Source organism: Paenibacillus sp. FSL K6-1096, from assembly GCF_037977055.1.
Taxonomy (GTDB): Bacteria; Bacillota; Bacilli; order Paenibacillales; family Paenibacillaceae; genus Paenibacillus_AQ.
This window is the reverse complement of the sequence record NZ_CP150274.1, coordinates 2658994-2678763: the sequence shown is the minus strand read 5'-3', so window position 1 is coordinate 2678763 and position 19770 is coordinate 2658994. Positions and strand designations below refer to the sequence as shown.

Genomic DNA, 19770 nt, shown 5'->3' with positions numbered 1-19770 from the left:
GTGATTTCGGGGTAATAGCTATACAGTAGCATTAGAAGTGAGTTCGTAAATTTAAGGAACCGGCAAGGGAGCTTGGATAATGATGGCAGCTATGGAACACGGGTACGGGGAGCAGGGAACGCAGTCAGGCAGCAAGCAGGAGCTTGAGCAGATTGAGATTGAGCTGCTTCTTAGCGGGGTACACCGCCTGTACGGGTATGACTTCAGAAATTATGCGCTGCCTTCACTGAAACGGCGTATCTGGCATCATGTTCATGCCGAGAATGTGCCAACCATTTCTGCTCTCCAGGAGAAGGTGCTGCACGACCGGGCTTGCTTCGAGCGGTTCGTCTACAGCCTGTCGATCCCTGTGACGGAGATGTTCCGCGACCCCGGTCTCTTCCTGACCTTCCGTCAGAAGGTCATCCCGCTTCTGCGGACCTATCCGTATATCCGGATCTGGCACGCAGGCTGCTCGACAGGCGAGGAGGTCTATTCGATGGCTATTATGCTGCATGAGGAAGGTCTGTACGACAAGGCCAGAATCTATGCCACGGATATGAATGCACGCTCTCTGCAGCAGGCCAAGGAAGGCGTGTACGAGATCGCCAAAATGAAGCAATACACCAAGAACTACATGGATGCGGGCGGCACGCGCGCCTTCTCGGAATACTATACAGCGAAATATAATTCAGTGATTCTGCAGCCTTATCTGCGCAAAAATATTATTTTTGCCGAGCATAATCTGGCGACAGACACCTCATTCAATGAATTCAATGTTATCTTCTGCCGCAATGTCATGATCTACTTCAACGATGAGCTTCGCGATCATGTGCATGGCTTGTTCCACGAGAGCCTGAGCCGGTTCGGAGTACTGGTCCTTGGCTCCAAGGAGTCCATCCATTTCACAAGGTACAGTGACAGCTATGAGCCTCTGGACAGGGTTGAAAAAATATACCGCAAGAATAAATAGCGGGTAAGGAGGGCCTATGGGGGTTCAGGAACCGATTCATATACTGCTGGTTGACGACCGTCCCGAGAATTTGCTGGCGCTGGAAGCCGTTCTGGAGAGTCAGCATTACAAGCTTGTCAAAGCTAATTCTGGAGAAGAAGCACTTCGGTGTTTATTGAAGTATGAGTTCGCCGTGATTGTTCTCGACGTGCAGATGCCGGGTATGGACGGAATCGAAACCGCCAAGCTAATCAAGGCCAGGGAGAAGACGAAGGATATTCCGATCATCTTCATCTCGGCCAACAGCAAGGAGGCGGAGCATCTGTTCGCAGGCTATTCCGCCGGTGCGATTGATTATATGGTCAAACCGTTTATTCCGCAGATTCTGAAATCCAAGATTGAAGGCTTTGTCAATATGTATCTGACCAGCAAGAAGCTGCAGCTCCAGGCGATGCAGCTGCAGCAGAAGACGCTGGAGCTGGAGCGGATCAACGGAGAGCTGGTCAAGGCCAAGGAAGAGGCCGAGATTGCCGCCACCGCCAAAACGGAATTCTTAGCGATGATGAGCCATGAGATCCGTACGCCGATGAACGGGGTAGTGGGCATGATTGATCTGCTGATGGAGACCGAGCTTGCTCCGGAGCAGAAGGAATACACAGAGATTATCCGCAAGAGTGCGGATACTTTAATTACGGTGATTAACGATATTCTTGATTTCACCAAGATGGAATCGGGCAAGATGGAGATGGAGGAGCAGCTGTTTGAGCTGCAGACCGCCATTCAGGAGGTCTTCAGTCTGTTCTCTGCGGAGGCCGGCAAAAAAAACCTGGAGCTGGCCTACTTCATCGACCAGAAGCTGCCGCGTCTGGTGTACGGGGATATGGCCCGTTTACGCCAGGTACTGATCAATCTTGTCGCCAATGCGGTGAAATTTACCAACCAGGGAGGCGTGTATTTAGTTGCTTCCAGCCTGCCGTCAGCAGATCATAAACTGGTCATCGAATTTACGGTCAAGGATACAGGCATCGGGATCTCCCCGGAGAAATGCGACCGGCTGTTCCAGCCGTTCTCCCAGCTGGATTCCTCGATGACACGCAAATATGGCGGGACCGGGCTTGGCCTTGCGATCTGCAAATCGCTGGTCGGCATGATGGGCGGCGAGATCCGCGTGGAGTCGATGGAAGAGAAGGGGGCTACCTTCGTATTCACCATCCAGGTTGCCGTGCCGGAGGAGGAGCTTGAGAACGGCTGCCGGGAAGAAGAGCATCCCGGGAACGAAGTTGACCACGAACACCGGAGCCGGGTGCTTGTTGTGGATGACCATCCGATTAACCAGCGCCTGATGGTGAGTATGCTCGGTAAGCTGGGCTATGAGGCGGAGGTTGCCGAGGATGGCAGCCAGGCGGTGCAGATGGCCCGTGAATCGGAATATGACTTCATCTTCATGGATTTGCAGATGCCGGTAATGGATGGCCTGGAAGCCACCTCCCTGATCCGCGAGGAAGCGGGCGGCTCACCGGACCGGACGGTTATCATCGCGATGACCGCGAATGTGATGGACGGGATACAGAACCGGTGTATCGCGGCCGGCATGGACGGCTACATCAGCAAGCCGATTAAGCTAAGCAGCATCAAGCAGGTGATCTCTAAATATTCAGGCAAGGATAACCCCGCTACACAGCGGAATGCCTCACTTTTCAATGCCTGATCCATGAATTACCACCTTGGCGATGTTCCTTTTGTTGTTTCAACAGTGGTTCATTAGGGTTATTGGTAAAGAAAACATTTAATCAGGAGAGATTGTCTATGAATACACATAAAAGCGAAAAGTTCCACGCAAAAACCGAAACTGTAGGCTCTGTTTGTACCGTCTATCTGGTGGGTGAGCTTGATCTGTCTGTGGCTCCTGATTTCCGTATAGTTATGGAACCGCTGGTGGGAGATACGGGGCTTGACCTTGTCATCAATCTTAAGGACTTGAAGTATATTGACAGCACCGGTATCGGGATTCTGCTGTCGATCCTCAAGGCAAGACATGGTATGGACGTCAAATTTACCGTGGATGAGGTCCCTCCGCAAATTCAGAAGCTGTTTGACATGACCGGTATTTCCAAGTTTTTTGCCCCCCAAGAGAATTCCCACTAGGAAAGGATCGAAATAAGAATGAGTGATGACGTGCAAAGAGTAGTTCTTCAGTTACCCGCCAGCGCAGAATATGTCGATATCGTCAGACTTAATTTATATGGCATTGCTTCCAAGATGGGCTTCACCTACGAAGACATTGAGGATATGAAGGTAGCCGTCTCGGAAGCCTGTAATAACTCCGTGCTGTATGCTTACGGGCAGGCGGACGGTCTGGTTGATGTAATCTTTGAGGTAGGATCAGATGCCTTGTCCATCACTGTCAAAGATGAAGGGGAGAGCTTTGACGGTTTGGATGCGTCCGGGGAACGTCTGACGCTTCATGATAAGGAGCTGAACGATGTTCAGGTCGGCGGTCTCGGATTCTATCTCATGCAGGCGCTTATGGACGATGTGAGCGTCGTAAGCGAAGCAGGGAAAGGGACCGTCGTTACCCTGACCAAACGGCTTAATTTCAGCGAGGAGAAAGTATGAATGACAAAGTGACTCCCCCTGAGTCCATGAATGATGCAGTAAGCCTGATCTGGGAATACCAGCAGACCAAAGACAATGAAATTGCCACCGTGCTCATCCGCAAATATGAGCCTATGGTGAAGATGGCGGCCGGCAAGATTGCCCGTAACCGTCCGGATCTCTATGAAGATCTGTATCAGGTGGGGCAGATGGCGCTGATCCGGCTGCTCCAGCAGTATGATATCAGCCTGGGCATTCCTTTTGAGCCATATGCGATGAAAAGCATGATCGGGCATATGAAAAACTTCCTTCGTGATAAATCCTGGTACATACAGGTTCCAAGGCGGATCAAAGAAAAGGGCGCACTCGTCCAGCAGGCTATTGATGAACTGACCATCCGGTTAGAGCGTTCGCCTGCGGTTGAAGAGATTGCCCAGTATCTGGATCTGACCGTGGAAGAAACGGTGGAAGTACTGGCCGGCAGAGAATGTTATCATTATGTCTCGCTGGATTCGCCGCTCTCCCAGGAGGAGAGCGGGGCTACTCTTGGCGAATTGATCAGCTCGGACGCCAACGACTATGAGACGGTCGAGAAGCGGATGGATCTGCAGCAGGCGCTCGGACAATTGAAGGAGCAGGAGCAGCAGGTGCTGCTGCTGGCCTTCCAGGACGGCCAATCCCAGCGGGCGATTGCCCAGAAGCTGGGGGTCTCCCAGATGAGTGTATCGCGCATCCAGAAGCGGGCCACCGAGAAGCTGAAGCAGATTATGGCGAATTCATCCTATTAATCATTAAGGTAATGAGATACAGGGCAAGTACCTATCCCATGGGGGATAAGGGCTTGCCCTTTTTGCTGCAGACAGCAGAATCCCTCCTGCAATCTATTCACCGGATTAGGCTGCAGGAGGGAGGCATAAATAACAGGCTTAGCTGTTAGAGTCTATATACTTCTTGATTTGGGCGAGATATTCCCCGATTACCGGCACATCCAGGAACAGGCTGAGGATATACCCCAGCAGACCTAGGATGACAAAAGTCCCAAGCGAGAGTCCCAGGCCCCTGGAGATTCCGGCCATCAGATTGGTGATAATCCGTTTCTTGGGATCGGTGTAGTTCTCCAGAATATCCTTGAACTCTGATTTCTCAAGGGAATCGGCAATTTTGTCAAGCCTTGCATTTAAGCGCTTGACCTCATGCCGCAGCTCGAAGGGATGCTCATCGACGTCATAAGCCTTAGTCCGGTTGTTCGCTTCTCCCATAAGGCGTCCCTGCTTTCTGTAGCCTGTAACAGGCTGGATTCATGATTTATTAGGCATGCTTAAATAGAGAGGGGCCAGTCCTGAGATCTGGCCCCTCTCTTGACTGTGTGACCGGCTGGAATTCCCGGCTTAGTAGGAGGATTTATAAGTGGACTTAACGTCCTCTTTGGCATCTTGAGCCTGATCCGCCAGCTCCTGCGACGCATCCTTCGCCTTATCGGCTACTTCGCCGGAAGCATTCTTGGCTTCAGCGGTTACATCTTTGGAGGCGTCCTTGACATTATCCGAGATATCCTTGGAGGCATCGCTCACGGTCTCGCCAATCTTTTTGCCCGTCTCTGACAGGGTAGCCGCAATCTGCTGCTTGCTGTCACTGACGGTGGTGAAGATGTCAGAGGCCTTGGCCGAGACCGTTCCGGCCAGATCGGTGGCTTTCTCACTGACGGTGCTGGCCAGCGATTTCGTCTTGTCGGTTACAACGCCTGCAACCTCCTTCGTCTTGTCTGTAGCTACTGTAAGCTTATCGGACAAGTCGCTGCGTATTTCACGTCCGGGCTTCGGTGCGAACAGCAGGGCTGCCGCCGCCCCGAGCAGGCCGCCGATGAAGATGCCTTTTAAGAATGTGCTGCCGCTTTCTACCGGATAATCCTTCTCTGCTTTATTCATTATTAATCACTCCTCATTGAATTAGTTGGGTTCAGGATAGTCTGAAAGGCCATACCCTGAAGGTTCTTACTTCGTATATAAACGTTGGGCTAGGGGCTGAAACAGAGGAGAAGCGTGGGAAAGATTGCCGGAGCAAGCGGCAGCATGGAAGCCTAAAAGGGTCTTTTCGATATGGAATCAGCCGAATCTGAAGCTTTACAAAGCTGATTGACAGCGAATGGAAGGGGGTAAGAAATAAATAATTATCGCGCCTGTATACTTTTCAATCTAAGGAGCATTCAATGAGTCTTTTGTACTATGGAGAAGGTTCCCACATCTATGGAGGTGCATGAAGATGATTAAAGTCGTAACATCCGCAGAGCGTCATACATCAAATAGAGAATGGATACACAGTGAATTCAGCTTCTCCTTTGCCGATTATGATGATCCCAGCAACGCCCATTTCGGGGTACTGCTGGCCCATAACGACAATGAGCTGAAGCCGGAGCAAGGGATGCATGAGCACCCGCACCATGATCTGGAGATTGTCACCTATGTGGTATCGGGGGTCCTGAAGCATCAGGATGATCTGGGGAACCACGCGGATCTGCAGGCCGGCAGCGTACAGATGATGAGCGCGGGCACAGGCATCAATCATTCCGAGACCAACCCGTCGTCAGGCACGAATGTCCGGTTCCTGCAAATCTGGCTCTTGCCCGAGCAGCCCGGGATGCCCCCGAAGTGGGATGCCCGCTTCTTCCCGCCGGAGCTAAAGCTCAATCATCTGTTGCCTGTAGCCTCCGGGTCAGGGGCCCAGGGTGCGCTGCAGCTTGGTCAGGATGCTACAATCTACTTGTCGGTCTTGCAGACGAACCGGGAGCTGCGTTACCCGCAGCAGGAAGAGCGCCGGACCCATATCTATGTGATATCCGGCAATCTGGAGATCACCTGCTCGGATGGGGTATTTCAGCTTCAGGAGGGGGATGCGGCCCGTATCCGCAAGAACTGTGATATGACGCTTAAGGGGATCAGCAGCGAAGGGAATGCGGAATTTATTCTGATTGATCTTCCGTAGCATCCGCTGTAGTACAGCCTTGAAGCTGCTGTCTGCACATATAAGCCCTTCATCTTCAGCGTCCGCTCCTGCGGACCACGAAGGTGAAGGGCTTATATTTATGCTTGTGCTTGTTCCGGGAACCGATGTTATTTCTTGCGCAGGCGGCCCAGCTCCGAGACCAGCGCCTCCACCTGGGAGATGCTGAGCCGGTCACTGCCCATCGCCACCTCATAGATATCCTGGATATCCTCGTAATGCTCCACTGAGAAAGCTGAAGCCTGCATGGCGGCGGCGCTGGCCATTTTCAGCTTGCTTTTGATGCCTTCGATCATATATTCAATATTCTCCTGGCTGGGGTTTGACAGATCCATTGCGTACAACAGTCCTCTCTAAATTGATATAGAATGTCTTGTACAGTCCAAGTATTTTATCATGTTTGAGCAGCGGGTGACCAATTTTTTGTGCATTCCCGGCCAAACATGTTAAATTAAAGGGAAATAGTACGGGCAGGCTTGAGCCTGTGAATGGGGGGAGGCAAGACCTTGGCCATCAGAGAAGAGGAGAGCAGACAACGCCGCAAAATGGATGCCGCAGGCCTGGCCGTCTTCTTCGGCGGAATCGCAGCGCTGCATTCTGCAGAAGAGGTTACCTTCCTGTGCATCGGCACGGACCGCTCCACGGGGGATGCGCTTGGGCCGCTCACGGGCAGCCGTCTGCTGGGCTTCGGCTTCCCGAACGTAGCAGGTACACTGCCGGACCCCTGTGATGCCAATAATCTGGTCCAGAGGATTGCCGCGATCCCGGAAGGGCAGATTATTATTGCGGTGGACGCCTGCCTGGGACCGCCTGCGTTCCTTGGCTGCTACTTCGCGTCGGCACAGCCGCTGCGTCCCGCACAGTCGATAGGTCTAGCTCTGCCGGCTGTCGGCAATTACAGTCTGGCCGCAGTCGTAGATGTGAATAGCCCCCGTCCCTACCGTACCTTACAGACCACCCCGCTGCACCGGGTGATGGTCATGGCGGACGAGATTGCCGGAGCTGCCGCCCGGGGCTTCGGACTTACAGAATGAGAGCGTTTCAAAGAGGCCTGTTCTAGCTTATTAATATAGACATTCTACATTCTACATAGAAAGAAGGAAAGCAACCATGGAAATTGTCCGCTGCGAAGGAAGCAATATTTGCTATAGTGATCAGGGGAAAGGCGACGTTATCGTTCTGCTGCACGGTTTCTGCGGGAGTGCGGAATATTGGGAGAAGGTGATCCCCGGGTTGGTCAAGGATTACCGGGTCATTGCCCCTGACCTGCGCGGGCATGGGGCTTCGGATGCTCCGCTTGGGGCGTACACCATCGAGCAGATGGCCGATGATGTGCTGTCGCTGCTGAATATGCTGGAGATTGAGGAATGCTATCTGCTAGGCCATTCACTGGGAGGTTATATTACGCTGTCGTTTGCCCAGCGTCATGCTTCCAGATTGAAGGGCTTCGGGCTGATCCACTCCACCGGGTATCCTGACGGCGAGGAAGCCAAGGAGAACCGGCTGCGCAGTGTCAGCATGATCCAGAATGAAGGCATCTTTGCCTTTGTGGACCAGCTGGTGCCCGGACTGTTCGCCCCTGGAGCGGCCACCCAGCTGGTGGAGCGGGCGAAGGAGATCGGCTACAAGACGCCGCCGCAGGGCGCGGCAGGTGCCGCGCTGGCCATGCGCGAGCGTCCCGACCGCCGGGATGTGATCTCGGCTACAGCGCTGCCGGTCCTGCTGGTTGCCGGAGCAGAGGATTCCAAGGTAGCGCCGGAACAGACCTTCACCTCGGATAACCGGAACATTACCAAGGTGACCCTGGAGGGTGTCGGCCATATGAGTATGTTTGAAGCGCCGGAGCGGCTGGTGCAGAGCATTAAGGATTTTGTTCTGTCGGCGAATGAATAAGACAGCAGCCATACTAGCATAAAGAAGCAGCTCCGGGCCTATGTGCGGAGCTGCTTCTTTATGCTGTCTTCTATTGAAATTTGCGGATAGCAGGAATGCAGAGTACAGATGCGGCGCAGACAATGCCAAGCCCGGTGAAGATAAATATGGTGGCTGTGCCGCCGATGAGATCTGCCAGCCAGCCCACCAGGATGTAGCCGACCGGCAGCAGGGCGAAGGAACCGAGCAGATCAAGACTGGCTACACGCCCGAAGGCTTCCTGCGGCACAAGCTCCTGCAGGCTGATCTCCCAGATGAGGCCGAAGATCATCAGCCCGAAGCCCTCGATGGCAAACAGGGCAATGGCTGCCGCTGCATGGGAAGCGAACGGCAGCAGGAACAGCGAGATACAGCTGATCAATACTCCGCTGTAAGCCATGATGCCGCGGTTGGCCCATTTGTGCCTCAGACCGTACAGCAGGCCTGCGAGAATGGCACCGGCACCGGAGAAGGTAACGGCTAATCCATAGATGTAAGGAGCCCAGCCGTGATGAACCTTGAAGAGCCATGGAACAAGAATACTGGTGACCCCGGCGTAACAAATATTGAAGAAAGAGAAGGTCAGAATCGTGATCCAGAGCCATGGATGGCCGCGCAGCACAGCGATACCTTCCTTGAAATCCGCTTTCCAGTCTGCAGAAGCGGGAGCGGCGGCTTGAGGGGATTCCGGCAGTCCGGTGGAAGCATCAGCAGCGGTGTCCTTCCTTCCGGACATGAGCGCTTTGCGCAGATAGAACAGACAGACCAGAGAGAACAGGTAGGTAAAAGCGGCAAGCCCGAAGCCGACACCTGCCGACATATGGGTAATAAGCAGCCCGCCAAGCGTAGGTCCGATCAGCCTTACCGTCTGCAGACTCATCTGTGTCAGTGAGTTGGCGGTAATCCGGATGTCAGGCGTAAATACCGTGGCTTGGGTGGCAGCATATGCTGGGCGGAACAACCCGTCAAACATACCGTAGAAAGCCATGAAAATATAGAGCAGCGGAATGCTCAGCATATCCGATAAGGACAGGAAGCAGATTACAATCATAATAGCAAAGCGTGCGATATCCGCTGTTATCATAATTTTCACCCTGTCATAACGGTCTACAATATGTCCCGATACCGGCAGCATAATCACATTGGGCAGCATGTAGACAGCCATTACGAAACCCATGGTAGTCGTTGAGCCGGTCAGTGAGTAGACGAGTACGGGAAGGATCACCATGGTGACTGAGCTTCCAAGGAAAGATACCAGATTACCCAGCCATAAGAAGGGGAAGGCCCGTGATTTTGCAAAAGGGGCGGCAAACCGGCTCAGCGGATGGCTTTTCGCCTTTTCAGCAGTATCTGAAGGAATCATCTAAGGGTTTACCTCCGGCTCTGTACTGTTATCATTAGAGTGCAGGCGGCCGATCACAATATCGATGCCATATTCATCTCCCTCTGTAACTCTGGATTCCCAGGAAGAGATAAGCTTTATTATCTCCTGCTGGAACGCCTTCAGCTCTGCGGGAGACAGCGTCAGCCGGGTCGTGAAATGTTCAACCTTGTCTTCCGGCAGGAACTGGTAGCCGCTGTGATTCTCGGAGCGGAACCAGGTGGCCTTGGAACGGTAGAATTTCTGGATAATGCCGCCGGACGCTTCTGTACGAACCAGGTCCAGCAGCCCGCCCTCGTACAGCTTCACGATATGGTAGTGGATATTTCCCGGCGTCTTGCCCAGCTTTTCGGCCACCTGCTTTGAGGTCAGCGGTTCTTCAGCGAGTGTATGCATAATTTTGATCCGCAGCGCACTTTCCAGCAGTTTGCTCTGTTCGGGGGATACTTGAAACGGCTGTTCATTATATACATCTGACATTGCTGATTACTCCTTTTTTATTAGCTTAAGAGGGATGTCGTTCTGGATTTTAGTTCGATCTGTAATCCAGATAGATAAAGTAGTAACAGCATAGTTCACCATTTGTTTTTTGTCAATGATTTCTACACAGTACACAGTAAATAAAGGGAAACCAGGACGTCATTAGCGCAGAGCTGTGGAATGGTTTAAGATGGAGGACACAGGGATAGGAATCAATAAAACTGCTTTTCGTGAGGAGTGAAGAGGATGTTCCGGAGAGATTATATCGTGCGGATGATTGAGGATATGACAGCGATGGTGGCCAAAGTACTGACCCTGAAGCAGGACAAAAAAACAACCGAAGCCTTATGGGAAGTGGATGAGCTGCTGATGCGGCATTTCCGGCTGAACTCGCGTCTGCTGAATTCGCTATCCGTTGAGGATATTATCGATATGTTCCGCCTGGGTGCGGTGCTGGAGGCAGATAAGCTGCAAGGAGTAGCCCGGCTGCTGAAGGAAGAGGGCGGGATCTACACGGCAAAGGGAGAACGGGATGAGGCCCTGTTCCGGGCGATGCGTTCCCTGCACCTGTTCCTGTATGCGGATCTGCATGGGGCAGACCGCGAGCTGATGAATATGACTGACGAGATCAATGAGCTGCTTAAGGAAGTGGAGCCGTACCGCCTTCCGGCGAAGACAGAACGTCTCCTGCTGGCTTACCACGAATCTGCAGGAAGTTACGCCAGAGCGGAGAACAGCCTGTACCGGCTCTGGGAGCAGGGCGAGCCCGTGGCGGAGGAAGGCCGGGAGTTCTACGAGCGTCTGCTGCAGGTCAGCCCCGAGCGACTGGCCGAAGGCGGACTTCCCCTGGAAGAAGTGGAGCAGGGGCGCGAGGAATGGAGCAGGCTTACAGTTAATGCTATAATATAATGACATTCAGGAGACATGGTGCTCCATTCTTGAACCCGAAAGTGAGATGTACCTATTTGGAAGCTTTGAAGGAACTGATCCAGCAAGTGATCTCCGGCCGTACTCTGATTACGGCAACATTAAGCCAGCTGCGCAGCAAAGGCGAAGCCGCCTACAGCAAAGTGCAGATCAAGCCCGTCATGCTAAAAGGCAAGCTGCACTACCAGTTTGCGTATTATACCGGCCCGAAGGTCGAACACCGCAATATTCCGGCAGAGACTGCCGCAGAAGAGCTGCTGAACCTGTTCAGGGTAACCTTCCGCCAAGGTCTGCTGTGCACCGCTGCTGCCGACTACCAGGTGCTGATCAGCAAAAAATATAAAGTGTCCATCCTGACCAAATCCGCCAGCAAGCAGGAGACGCCGGACCTGGCCCACAACCGCCGCAAGCAGTACGTGCTGGATGAAGGCGAGCCGGTGCCGTTCCTGGTGGAGCTTGGCATCATGAACAGCGAAGGCAAGGTGCTGGCCAAGAAGTATGATAAGTTCCGCCAAATCAACCGCTTCCTGGAGATGGTTCAGGATGTGCTGGGTGATCTTCCGGCCGGGCGTCCGCTGACGATTGTCGATTTCGGCTGCGGCAAATCGTACCTGACCTTCGCGCTGTATCACTATCTGGCAGTCCGTGAGCAGCGCGAGCTGCATATTGTCGGCCTGGACCTGAAGGCCGATGTGATAGAGCATTGCAGTGCGCTTGCGGCCCGGCTGGGCTACGACCGGCTGCGCTTCCTGGTCGGCGATATCGCTGACTATAACGAGCTGGAGCAGGTGGACATGGTGGTTACGCTCCATGCCTGCGATACCGCCACCGATGCCGCGCTGGAGAAGGCGGTCCGCTGGGGCGCATCGGTCATTCTGTCCGTGCCCTGCTGCCAGCATGAGCTGTTCGCGCAGGTGCAGAGCGAGGTGCTGAATCCGCTGCTGTCGCACGGCATTCTGAAGGAACGCTTCTCGGCCCTGGCCACCGACGCGATCCGGGCCAAGCTGCTGGACCTGATGGGCTACCGCACCCAGCTGCTGGAGTTCATCGACATGGAGCACACGCCGAAGAACATCCTGATCCGCGCCGTCCGCAGCGACAGCGGCGACAACGCCGCCAAGTGGCGCGAGTACAGCGCCTTCCGCGACTTTCTCGGCGCGAAGCCCTATCTGGAGCGCGCCTGCTCCGACCTGCTGCCCTCCGGGCAGGAGGGGTAGGGGTGGGTTTATGTGATTGAAAGGATATAAGAAGATATGAGAGGACGGCTGCTTCCTTAGGGGGGTGGCCGTTTTTTGTAAATATAAGCATTTATATGTTTCACACCATAACTTATCCTTCTATTTCTCGCTGAAACAGAACCGTCCTGTAAAAGGACGGCAAAGCCGTTTCCACTTGGTAGTTTGAGAGGCGTGGAGGGGGATAGAATGGGCAGCGGCGGAGGCGGGAGGGCCGGATGCAGATGTATGGGGAAAAGCGGATACATATGGCAGGGGGAGGGTGTGCGGGCGGATGTGTGCGGAAAGGTGAATAAAATGGGTGAGTGCGGGGCGAGTGGGAGGATGTATGTGGAAAAGTGAACATAATGCGCAGCGGCGAGTGTGTGCGATCCGATTTTGGTGAGTTCAGAGGTATTAGTGCACTTCATTTTTCGCGCATGACTCCTTTTCGGATAATCAAGTGTATTTATGCACTTCGTTAGCGGCGGACGGCAGTTTTTGCTGAGATTAGGTGTATTAGTGCTCTTCATTTCCGCGTATACTCTCCTTTCGGCGAAATCAGGTGTAATTATACCCCTTCATCCCTCCCTCGCTGCCAACAGCATACTTCTGCTGATACATCACTATCTTCTGTTTTGCGGGAAATATGGGCAGACTGTTAAGCAACAAGAGGAATGGGAGATAGCGGATGTGATGAGCAGATCTGAGCGGCGGAGAACTAGATTGATTGCGATAGCGGGCGGCTTGGCGTTGTTTGCGGCGCTGCTGGGGGCTTGTGCGCTTCGGGGGTTCTTTTTCGCCGGGGAAATGTATCGGTTCCTGACCCTATGGTTTGCATGGTGCGGAGGCGTGGCGTTACTGGTGAGTGCAGGGCAGATGCGGGAATGGTCCGGGAAGAAGGACGTCAGGAGGGCAGCGAGTCGGGCTCAGGCGTCAGGTACAAGGGAAGGGGATATGCGGGCGCAAGGTAATATAGAGCGTGCATCGGCAGAGACAGAAGTTGCCGGATTGAGCGGAGGGGAGCGGCTGGTTACTGGCGGGGGCGGGAACGGAGCGGTATTTGGATGTGCTGATGACGCCAGGACCAGTGCGATGTTTGATGGTGTTGAAGAGGTCGGGAGAACTGCGGTGCTTGGAGGTGCTGATGAGACCGGAAACGGTGCGAGGCTTGGAGGTGCTGTTGAGGCCGGGAGCGGTGCCAAGCTTGCAGGTGCTGATGAGGTAAGGGGGAAGAACGGGCGGATACCGGGTGATGGTGGAAGTCGCGGTCTGGGACGGCACTGGACGGCTTGGGTATTGCCGGGCTGCTGCCTTGTAATCTTTCTGCTGTACGTTATCCATATGCTGGGTGCTCCTATTTCCTCACAGGGAACCTTGAATGAGCTATTGCGCTGGGGATTCTATGGCAGCTTTACGGTATTCGCTGTGCTTGCTGCGGGAGACCGCCGGGGACTGGTTGTGCTGGCTGTGCTCTGGCATCTGACCGGACTGCTCATTAGCCTAAGTGCGCTATTGGCCGTCTGCGGCGTTCTGCCGCTCCCTTATGCAGTTGCCTATACGGAGTCCCCCGGGGTCAGTGCAACTGGGGCAAGATTGGGGGGCCTGCTTGAGTATCCCAATGCTCTGGGCGCGGTGATGGCGGTGTATCTGCTGGAGCGGCTGTTCGCGGCCGCTTATAGCTTCGGGCCGGCTGCGGGGCGCGTTGCCGCCCCGCCATGGCTCACAGCGGCGCGTCTCTCGCCGCTGTTCCCGTACGCCGCCGCGCTGCTCCTCAGCGAGTCGCGCGGCGCGTGGCTGGCTGCGGCTACCGCCGGCGCCGCAGCCCTGCTCCCGAAGCGGCACCTGTTCGTGCCGCTTCTCATGAACGGCGCCGCGCCCGTGGCCGCCGCGGCGCTGCTCTACCGCCAGCTGGCCCGGGCCGGGCTGGCGGCAGAGCCGTTGCCCGGCCTGCTGGCGCTGGCCGGGCTCTGGGCCGGCGCGGTGCTGGCCGGCCTGTGGCTGTACCGCCGCTGCGGCCGCGCGGCGGGCAGGGACCGCGCCGCCGCGCTGGCACTGGCGGCGGCTTGCTGGACGGCGGCGGCCAGCGCCGTCCTCCTGCTGGTACGCGCGCGGATCACGGGGCCGTCCCCGACAGCCGCCGCGCGCGGACTGTTCTACCGCGACGCCTGGAGGCTCGCGGCAGAGGCGCCCTGGCTGGGGCGCGGGGGCGAGACCTGGCGGCAGGCCTACCTGTCCGCCCAGTCCCGCCCCTATGTCGGCAGCCAGGTGCACAGCGGGTACCTCGACACCCTGCTGAATCTGGGAGTCGCCGGTCTAATGGTGATCCTCCTGCTGCTGCTGGCCGCAGGCTGGCTGATCGCCAAGGCCTCGCCACGGCTGCTGCCGCCGCTGCTGGTAATGATTCTGCATAGCGCCGTCGATTTCGACTGGAGCTATGGTCTGTTCTGGCTGCTGCTGTTGCTGCTGCCAGCCTGGGCATTGGCGGAGAAGAACAGCCGGGCCGATGCCCCGGGCAGGCTTCCACGGACCACGGAACGCAGCCGGTTGACGCCAGCAACCCCGCCGGTTCCAGATCCATCCGCACTTCCTTATCCGGGATTCAACGCCGCAGCAGAGGGTGCGCTACCTGCACCTTTGGATGATCATGCTTCATCCAGTGCTTCCCCGTCCGGTTCTGCGGTTCCGGCCAAGCGAACCGCTCACACCCGCAGCTCGATCCCCGTTCAGCTATGGAATTGGCAGCACCAATCGAGACAAGCAGCACTCCTTGCCCTCTGCGGAGCAGCCATCCTGTGCAGCGGGCTGTCCTACCGGGCGATGCGGGGAGCTGACTTGTTCAAGCAGGCGGTCCATGAGTCACAGCCTGCTGCACAAGCGGCATTATTACAGCAATCGCTTAAGTGGAATCCCAGACAGCCGCAGGCAGCCATTGCTCTATCGCGGCTGCTTCCGGAAGAGCAGGGAACAGACCTGCTGCTGCGGAGCCTGAAGTATTCTCCGCGCAATGCTGCCCTGCAATGGGAGCTTGCCGCAGATGATCTGCGGAGCGGGCATCCGGGGGAGGCGCTCTACTGGGTCCGCCGGAGCCAGCAGGCCGATCCGTTCAACGCCGCCCGCAGGGTGTCAGCGCTGCAAGGAATGCTGGACCAGGGCAAGCGCAGCCTAGCCGCAGGCGATAGAGCTACAGCGGCAGACAGTGCGGCCGCGGGGCTGGAGCTGCTGCGGCAATACCGCCTGCTGGCCGCCAGGGAAGAGAGCAAAGGAGCGCAGCATAATGACCGAGGCTTTGCCTTTCTGCCGCAGGCGGATGAAATTTACCGGCAGCTTAGACAGCTACATAAGCAGTCCATGCTCGCAGAGCCGCCCCGTTTCACGGCAACCACGACGGGCCAATAACCTGCTGTTGCCAGCAACGCTAAGCAATTCAGTCATAAACCTCAGGGGTGTGAAAGGCTGAGCATGAACATCGAGCTAGATATGGGGCTGATCCTGCACCAGTTACCGATCTCTGCTCTTACATTCAAATAGGTGATTGTATTTCCTGCAATAGAAAATGGATTATTGGCCGTAAAATGAGATTCCATTGTATTTTATACAGTAGAATGTAGTGTTTGGGGTGAAAATTGGCCTTTGTTCAACATTCCATTGTACGGAATACATTAGAATCTATGTCCAAGCCTTTTTTACAGCATTCCATTGTACAAAATGCAATTGCTATCGTTCCAGCGCCTACAGCATCCGAATGACTGCTGTGAGAATGATGTCCTCAGCAATCCCCGTCTACGTCCCCCAGCCCCCGCGCTCCCGCCAGCCTCCAACTGATCCTTAAGCCTTGGCCCCCCGTGAGATCATCCACGAGTACACAACCGGAACCAAGGCGATAATGATCAGCGCGGCGATAACCGTGCCGGGCGACAGGGCTCCGGGCATGAAGGCCGCAAGTGCAAGCAGCACTCCGCCTGCTACCCATATTTTTCCTGAGAAACGGTGGGTTCTTTGCCAGACCACAGGATTCGCCAGGGTCCAGGGCGTGCGGATGCCGATGAAATAGTTATCCCTGATCTGCGGCATGAAGTTTCCGATGACAGCCAGCATCAGCCCGAGGCCTGCCGTAGCCCATTTTCCGGCAGCGAATTGCTCGTTCAGCCCGTGGTTGACTGACAGTACAAGCGCACCATCGCAGACTACGGCAACTGCAAGACGGACCATTTTGTATGCACCCTGGAACTTATTGTAGTTCTCGCTCTTGGGATCGAAATTGCGGATAAACTGCATGGCAAACGGGAATATCAATCCCAGAAAAGAAAACAAGCCAACAACCGAACCCTTACTCCAGTATTGGTCGACCTTGCCGGTGATGCCGATGTGGGACGGAAGCTGATCCGGCAGCTTTCCGTAATTCACCAGCGCATAGCCCAGGGAGAGTAGTCCCAGCATAACGATCAGTGTGTCCTGCCATTTCCATTTGAAGTTCGCCATTATGATTCATCCTCCATGTTTAGAATAGTGCCCGGGTTGCTTTTACCCTTGGGACTTGAGTCTTCGAAGCCAGCTTTCGGTTTGTCCGCGCTGCCCTTGAATGTACCCGTTAATTCCAGAAACCAGCCAAGCACCTCTTCAAGCACCGTAGAGTCCAGGGAGTACAGAATAAATTGGCCTTTCCGCTCATCCTGGATCAGTCCGGCATGCTTCAGCGCATTCAGATGGTGAGAGATACTGGGTTTGGACATATTGAAAAAATCGGCAATTTCCCCGGCCGTCCGGTCCTTTTCACGCAGCAGCTTGAGAATCTGTCTCCGGGTCGGGTCAGCGAGTGCTTTGAACGATTCATTCAACTCCGTCTCCTCCTTTCGATATTTAAATAATTATCTAAATATATAATAAATCTTCATTCCAGGCAGTGTCAACCTCCAAAATCACTTCAATGCTCAGCAATCCGCGCAACCCGGCACGTTCCTTTTCCATAACTAGAAGTCGTAAGCCGGCATATGCTAGAATAGGCTAGGAGAAGCCGGATACATAGAGCGGACCTGGCGCTGCCTTTGACAGCCAAGTGCCGGGCTAAATAAGCAATACGGGAGGAGAGCTGCAGTTGCACTTTATATCCAATATCGTTTCACAGCTGTTTGAATGGATTCAGTCTCTAGGGTACTTCGGCATTATGATCGGCCTGATGATTGAAGTCATTCCAAGCGAGATTGTGCTGGCTTACGGCGGGTATTTAGTCTCACAGGGGGATATTAATTTTTTTGGCGCCGTGCTGTTCGGTACCGTTGGGGGAGTAGTCGCCCAGATCTTCGTCTATTGGATTGGCCGTTACGGCGGCAGGCCTGTGCTGGAGAAGTACGGCAAGTACATCTTCATCTCCAAAAAGCATATTGACCATTCCGAGGAATGGTTCCAGAAGTACGGCACCGGCGTGATCTTCACCGCGCGCTTCATCCCGGTTGTCCGCCATGCGATCTCGGTTCCGGCCGGCATCTCCCGGATGCACCTGGGCAGATTTACGCTGCTGACTACCCTTGCCGTGATCCCGTGGAGCGTATTGTTTGTCTATCTGGGGTATACGCTGGGAGACAGATGGGAGACGATTGACGAGGTCGCAGCCAAGTATACGCATGAGATTATTCTTGCCGCCATTGCGGTAATTGTTCTATACTTCCTGTTCAAGTGGTACAAATCCAAGAAGAAAGGTAGTGCAGCATGAAGCAGAATGTAGCAAGCAAATTTGGCCAAGGCCTTACTCCGCGCCAGTTCGTGGAAGCCATGACGAAGAATCAGCAGGCTTTTGAATCGTGGTATGAGAAGTTTGCCTGGGAAGATGAGAGTGACCGTGAATACTTCGAGAGCCTGAATCACCGCGATGATCTGCGCGTGCTGATTCTGGCCGCTGACTGGTGCGGGGATGTGGTCCGCAATGTTCCGGTGGTCTTCCGCATTCTGGAGACGGCGGGCATCAAGACAGAAGTATTGATTCTCGAAGAGAATCAGGATCTGATGGATCATTTCCTGACGATGGGCGGACGTTCGGTTCCAATTGTTATTTTTGCCGATACCGGGGGCTATGTACTGGGGCAGTGGGGGCCGCGTCCGGCGCATGTGCAATCGCTGATGGTAGAGTTCAAGCGTGAGAATCCCGACCGCGAAGCCGCAGACTATGAGAGTAAAATCACCGAGGTGCGCAAAGCAATGGGCCAAGCCTACGGAGAAGGGACGGAATCACACGCGGTTATCGCCAAAGAGCTGCGCAGTCTGATCTCCGGGTTCTGATGTGATGCTGAATATCCGTTCTTATAATCTGGGGGCACTCCAGACGAATGCTTATCTGCTGACCGGAGCAGACCCAAAGCGCGGTGTGATTATTGATCCGGGGGCCAATCCTGCGGCACTGCTCCGTGCGGCGGAGGGGATTGAGATTGAGGCGATTCTGCTGACCCACGCCCACTTCGACCATATCGCCGGACTGGATGAGGTGCGCAAAGCCAAGAAAAGTCCGGTATACATCCATCCGCTGGAGAGCGGGTGGCTGGGCAGTCCGAAGCTGAACGGCTCGCTGCTGTGGCCTGAGACCACGCCTCCGGTCAGCACTGATCCGGCAGAATATGATCTGGCTGAAGGCCAGACCCTGAATCTGCTTGGACTTACCTTCCGCGTGCTGCATACGCCCGGGCATTCCCCGGGAAGCGTCAGCTTCCTGTGCGGCAGCGATTTATTCTCCGGCGATGTCCTGTTCAAAATGGGCGTGGGCCGCACGGATCTTCCCGGAGGCAGAGAGCGTGATCTGATTGACTCCATCCGCGGCAAGCTCTACCGGCTGGATGAGGAAGTAAGGGTGTTCCCCGGCCACGGGCCGCGGACATCCATTGGTTATGAGAAGCTCCACAATCCGTATGTCCCGGCATAAATAACGACATCTTTTGGGCGGATGCGACATGATCCGGGAAATTAAGGATGGACAAAAAGAAACAGAGTTGCTACAATGATGTTAATTAAATGTAACATTTACCTCGCGAAGCACGCAGACTGTGGAAATAATCCCGGTTTGCGTTCTTTTTTTGTCTATAGTATTACTTTATTTTCCCGGGAGGAAGCAGCTTGAAAGAACAGATACAGCACCAGCTAGATGATGGAGAATTGGAAGCAGATCATATAGAAACGGCCGGAGGCCGGAGTCTGCATGATACGGCAGAGAGAGACGATACTAAGAGGACGCTGTTCTGGAGCTTCCCCCGCGGCAGGGGGAGAATGCAGCCGTGGCGCCGCAGACTGTGGGAGCTGCAGAATAATTCGGATGGTGAATGAACGATAGCTGTTACATAGACGTATTACAG

Annotated in this window: 22 protein-coding genes; 15 read left to right on the top strand and 7 right to left on the bottom strand. The window is 54.7% G+C overall.

Annotated features, from left to right (window positions below):
* Positions 1–82 precede the first annotated feature (82 nt).
* The 5 genes from MHI24_RS11815 (at position 83) to MHI24_RS11795 (ending at position 4314) form a co-directional block, all read left to right on the top strand.
* Positions 83–952 (top strand): protein-glutamate O-methyltransferase CheR, encoded by an 870-nt coding sequence (locus MHI24_RS11815; RefSeq protein ID WP_340026666.1) that lies wholly within the window; start codon positions 83–85, stop codon positions 950–952.
* 16 nt (positions 953–968) lie between these two features.
* Positions 969–2639: a response regulator gene (locus MHI24_RS11810; protein WP_340025807.1), complete on the top strand. Its 1671-nt coding sequence runs from the start codon at positions 969–971 to the stop codon at positions 2637–2639.
* A gap of 98 nt (positions 2640–2737) precedes the next feature.
* Positions 2738–3076 carry an STAS domain-containing protein gene (locus tag MHI24_RS11805; protein ID WP_238653034.1) on the top strand — a complete coding sequence of 113 codons (339 nt, stop codon included), beginning with the start codon at positions 2738–2740 and terminating at the stop codon, positions 3074–3076.
* An 18-nt stretch (positions 3077–3094) separates the two neighbouring features.
* Positions 3095–3547, top strand: coding sequence for an anti-sigma B factor RsbW (gene rsbW / locus MHI24_RS11800; protein ID WP_340025806.1), 453 nt, complete (start codon positions 3095–3097; stop codon positions 3545–3547).
* Entirely contained in the window at positions 3544–4314 is a 771-nt protein-coding gene (locus tag MHI24_RS11795) for a sigma-70 family RNA polymerase sigma factor (protein ID WP_340025805.1), read from the top strand. The genes rsbW and MHI24_RS11795 overlap by 4 nt, the downstream gene beginning before the upstream one ends.
* Before the next feature lie 138 nt (positions 4315–4452).
* On the opposite strand, the gene MHI24_RS11790 is transcribed toward MHI24_RS11795, so the two are convergent.
* Positions 4453–4785 (bottom strand): DUF5665 domain-containing protein, encoded by a 333-nt coding sequence (locus MHI24_RS11790; RefSeq protein ID WP_340025804.1) that lies wholly within the window; start codon positions 4783–4785, stop codon positions 4453–4455.
* A gap of 129 nt (positions 4786–4914) precedes the next feature.
* A complete protein-coding gene (locus tag MHI24_RS11785) occupies positions 4915–5451 on the bottom strand; it encodes a YtxH domain-containing protein (RefSeq protein WP_340025802.1) in 537 nt (178 codons plus the stop codon).
* 334 nt (positions 5452–5785) lie between these two features.
* On the opposite strand from MHI24_RS11785, the gene MHI24_RS11780 reads away from it, so the two are divergent.
* Positions 5786–6505 (top strand): pirin family protein, encoded by a 720-nt coding sequence (locus MHI24_RS11780; protein ID WP_340025801.1) that lies wholly within the window; start codon positions 5786–5788, stop codon positions 6503–6505.
* Between the two features lie 128 nt (positions 6506–6633).
* Here the strand turns inward: MHI24_RS11780 and MHI24_RS11775 are convergent, their stop codons facing one another.
* The gene (locus MHI24_RS11775) at positions 6634–6858 is read right to left on the bottom strand and encodes a DUF1128 domain-containing protein (protein WP_340025800.1); all 225 of its coding nucleotides are present in this window, start codon (positions 6856–6858) and stop codon (positions 6634–6636) included.
* Between the two features lie 210 nt (positions 6859–7068).
* Here MHI24_RS11775 and yyaC point away from each other — a divergent pair, with 210 nt between their 5' ends.
* Together yyaC and MHI24_RS11765 are read left to right on the top strand one after the other, a co-directional pair.
* Entirely contained in the window at positions 7069–7557 is a 489-nt protein-coding gene (gene yyaC, locus MHI24_RS11770; RefSeq protein WP_340026665.1) for a spore protease YyaC, read from the top strand.
* A gap of 76 nt (positions 7558–7633) precedes the next feature.
* Positions 7634–8416, top strand: a complete 783-nt coding sequence (locus MHI24_RS11765) for an alpha/beta fold hydrolase (RefSeq protein ID WP_340025799.1) — start codon at positions 7634–7636, stop codon at positions 8414–8416.
* 70 nt (positions 8417–8486) lie between these two features.
* On the opposite strand, the gene MHI24_RS11760 is transcribed toward MHI24_RS11765, so the two are convergent.
* Together MHI24_RS11760 and MHI24_RS11755 are read right to left on the bottom strand one after the other, a co-directional pair.
* Entirely contained in the window at positions 8487–9797 is a 1311-nt protein-coding gene (locus MHI24_RS11760; protein ID WP_340025798.1) for an MFS transporter, read from the bottom strand.
* Positions 9798–10295, bottom strand: a complete 498-nt coding sequence (locus MHI24_RS11755; protein ID WP_340025797.1) for a winged helix-turn-helix domain-containing protein — start codon at positions 10293–10295, stop codon at positions 9798–9800. It abuts the gene before it with no gap.
* A 246-nt stretch (positions 10296–10541) separates the two neighbouring features.
* On the opposite strand from MHI24_RS11755, the gene MHI24_RS11750 reads away from it, so the two are divergent.
* From MHI24_RS11750 to MHI24_RS11740, 3 genes are all read left to right on the top strand, one after another.
* Entirely contained in the window at positions 10542–11204 is a 663-nt protein-coding gene (locus MHI24_RS11750) for a DUF6483 family protein (protein WP_340025796.1), read from the top strand.
* 56 nt (positions 11205–11260) lie between these two features.
* Positions 11261–12439 (top strand): SAM-dependent methyltransferase, encoded by a 1179-nt coding sequence (locus tag MHI24_RS11745; protein WP_340025795.1) that lies wholly within the window; start codon positions 11261–11263, stop codon positions 12437–12439.
* A gap of 693 nt (positions 12440–13132) precedes the next feature.
* Positions 13133–15835 (top strand): O-antigen ligase family protein, encoded by a 2703-nt coding sequence (locus MHI24_RS11740; protein WP_340026664.1) that lies wholly within the window; start codon positions 13133–13135, stop codon positions 15833–15835.
* 429 nt (positions 15836–16264) lie between these two features.
* Here MHI24_RS11740 and MHI24_RS11735 read toward each other — a convergent pair whose 3' ends face one another.
* Together MHI24_RS11735 and MHI24_RS11730 are read right to left on the bottom strand one after the other, a co-directional pair.
* Entirely contained in the window at positions 16265–16918 is a 654-nt protein-coding gene (locus tag MHI24_RS11735; protein WP_340025793.1) for an SdpI family protein, read from the bottom strand.
* Positions 16918–17274 (bottom strand): autorepressor SdpR family transcription factor, encoded by a 357-nt coding sequence (locus MHI24_RS11730; protein WP_340025792.1) that lies wholly within the window; start codon positions 17272–17274, stop codon positions 16918–16920. Before MHI24_RS11730 ends, MHI24_RS11735 begins: the two co-directional genes overlap by 1 nt.
* Before the next feature lie 257 nt (positions 17275–17531).
* On the opposite strand from MHI24_RS11730, the gene MHI24_RS11725 reads away from it, so the two are divergent.
* The 4 genes from MHI24_RS11725 to MHI24_RS11710 all read left to right on the top strand — a co-directional run bounded on the left by MHI24_RS11725 (position 17532) and on the right by MHI24_RS11710 (position 19741).
* A complete protein-coding gene (locus tag MHI24_RS11725; RefSeq protein WP_340025791.1) occupies positions 17532–18146 on the top strand; it encodes a DedA family protein in 615 nt (204 codons plus the stop codon).
* Positions 18143–18709 carry a thioredoxin family protein gene (locus MHI24_RS11720; RefSeq protein ID WP_340025790.1) on the top strand — a complete coding sequence of 189 codons (567 nt, stop codon included), beginning with the start codon at positions 18143–18145 and terminating at the stop codon, positions 18707–18709. Before MHI24_RS11725 ends, MHI24_RS11720 begins: the two co-directional genes overlap by 4 nt.
* A 1-nt stretch (position 18710) precedes the next feature.
* A complete protein-coding gene (locus MHI24_RS11715; RefSeq protein WP_340025789.1) occupies positions 18711–19343 on the top strand; it encodes an MBL fold metallo-hydrolase in 633 nt (210 codons plus the stop codon).
* Between the two features lie 191 nt (positions 19344–19534).
* Positions 19535–19741, top strand: coding sequence for a hypothetical protein (locus MHI24_RS11710; RefSeq protein WP_340025788.1), 207 nt, complete (start codon positions 19535–19537; stop codon positions 19739–19741).
* Positions 19742–19770 lie beyond the last annotated feature (29 nt).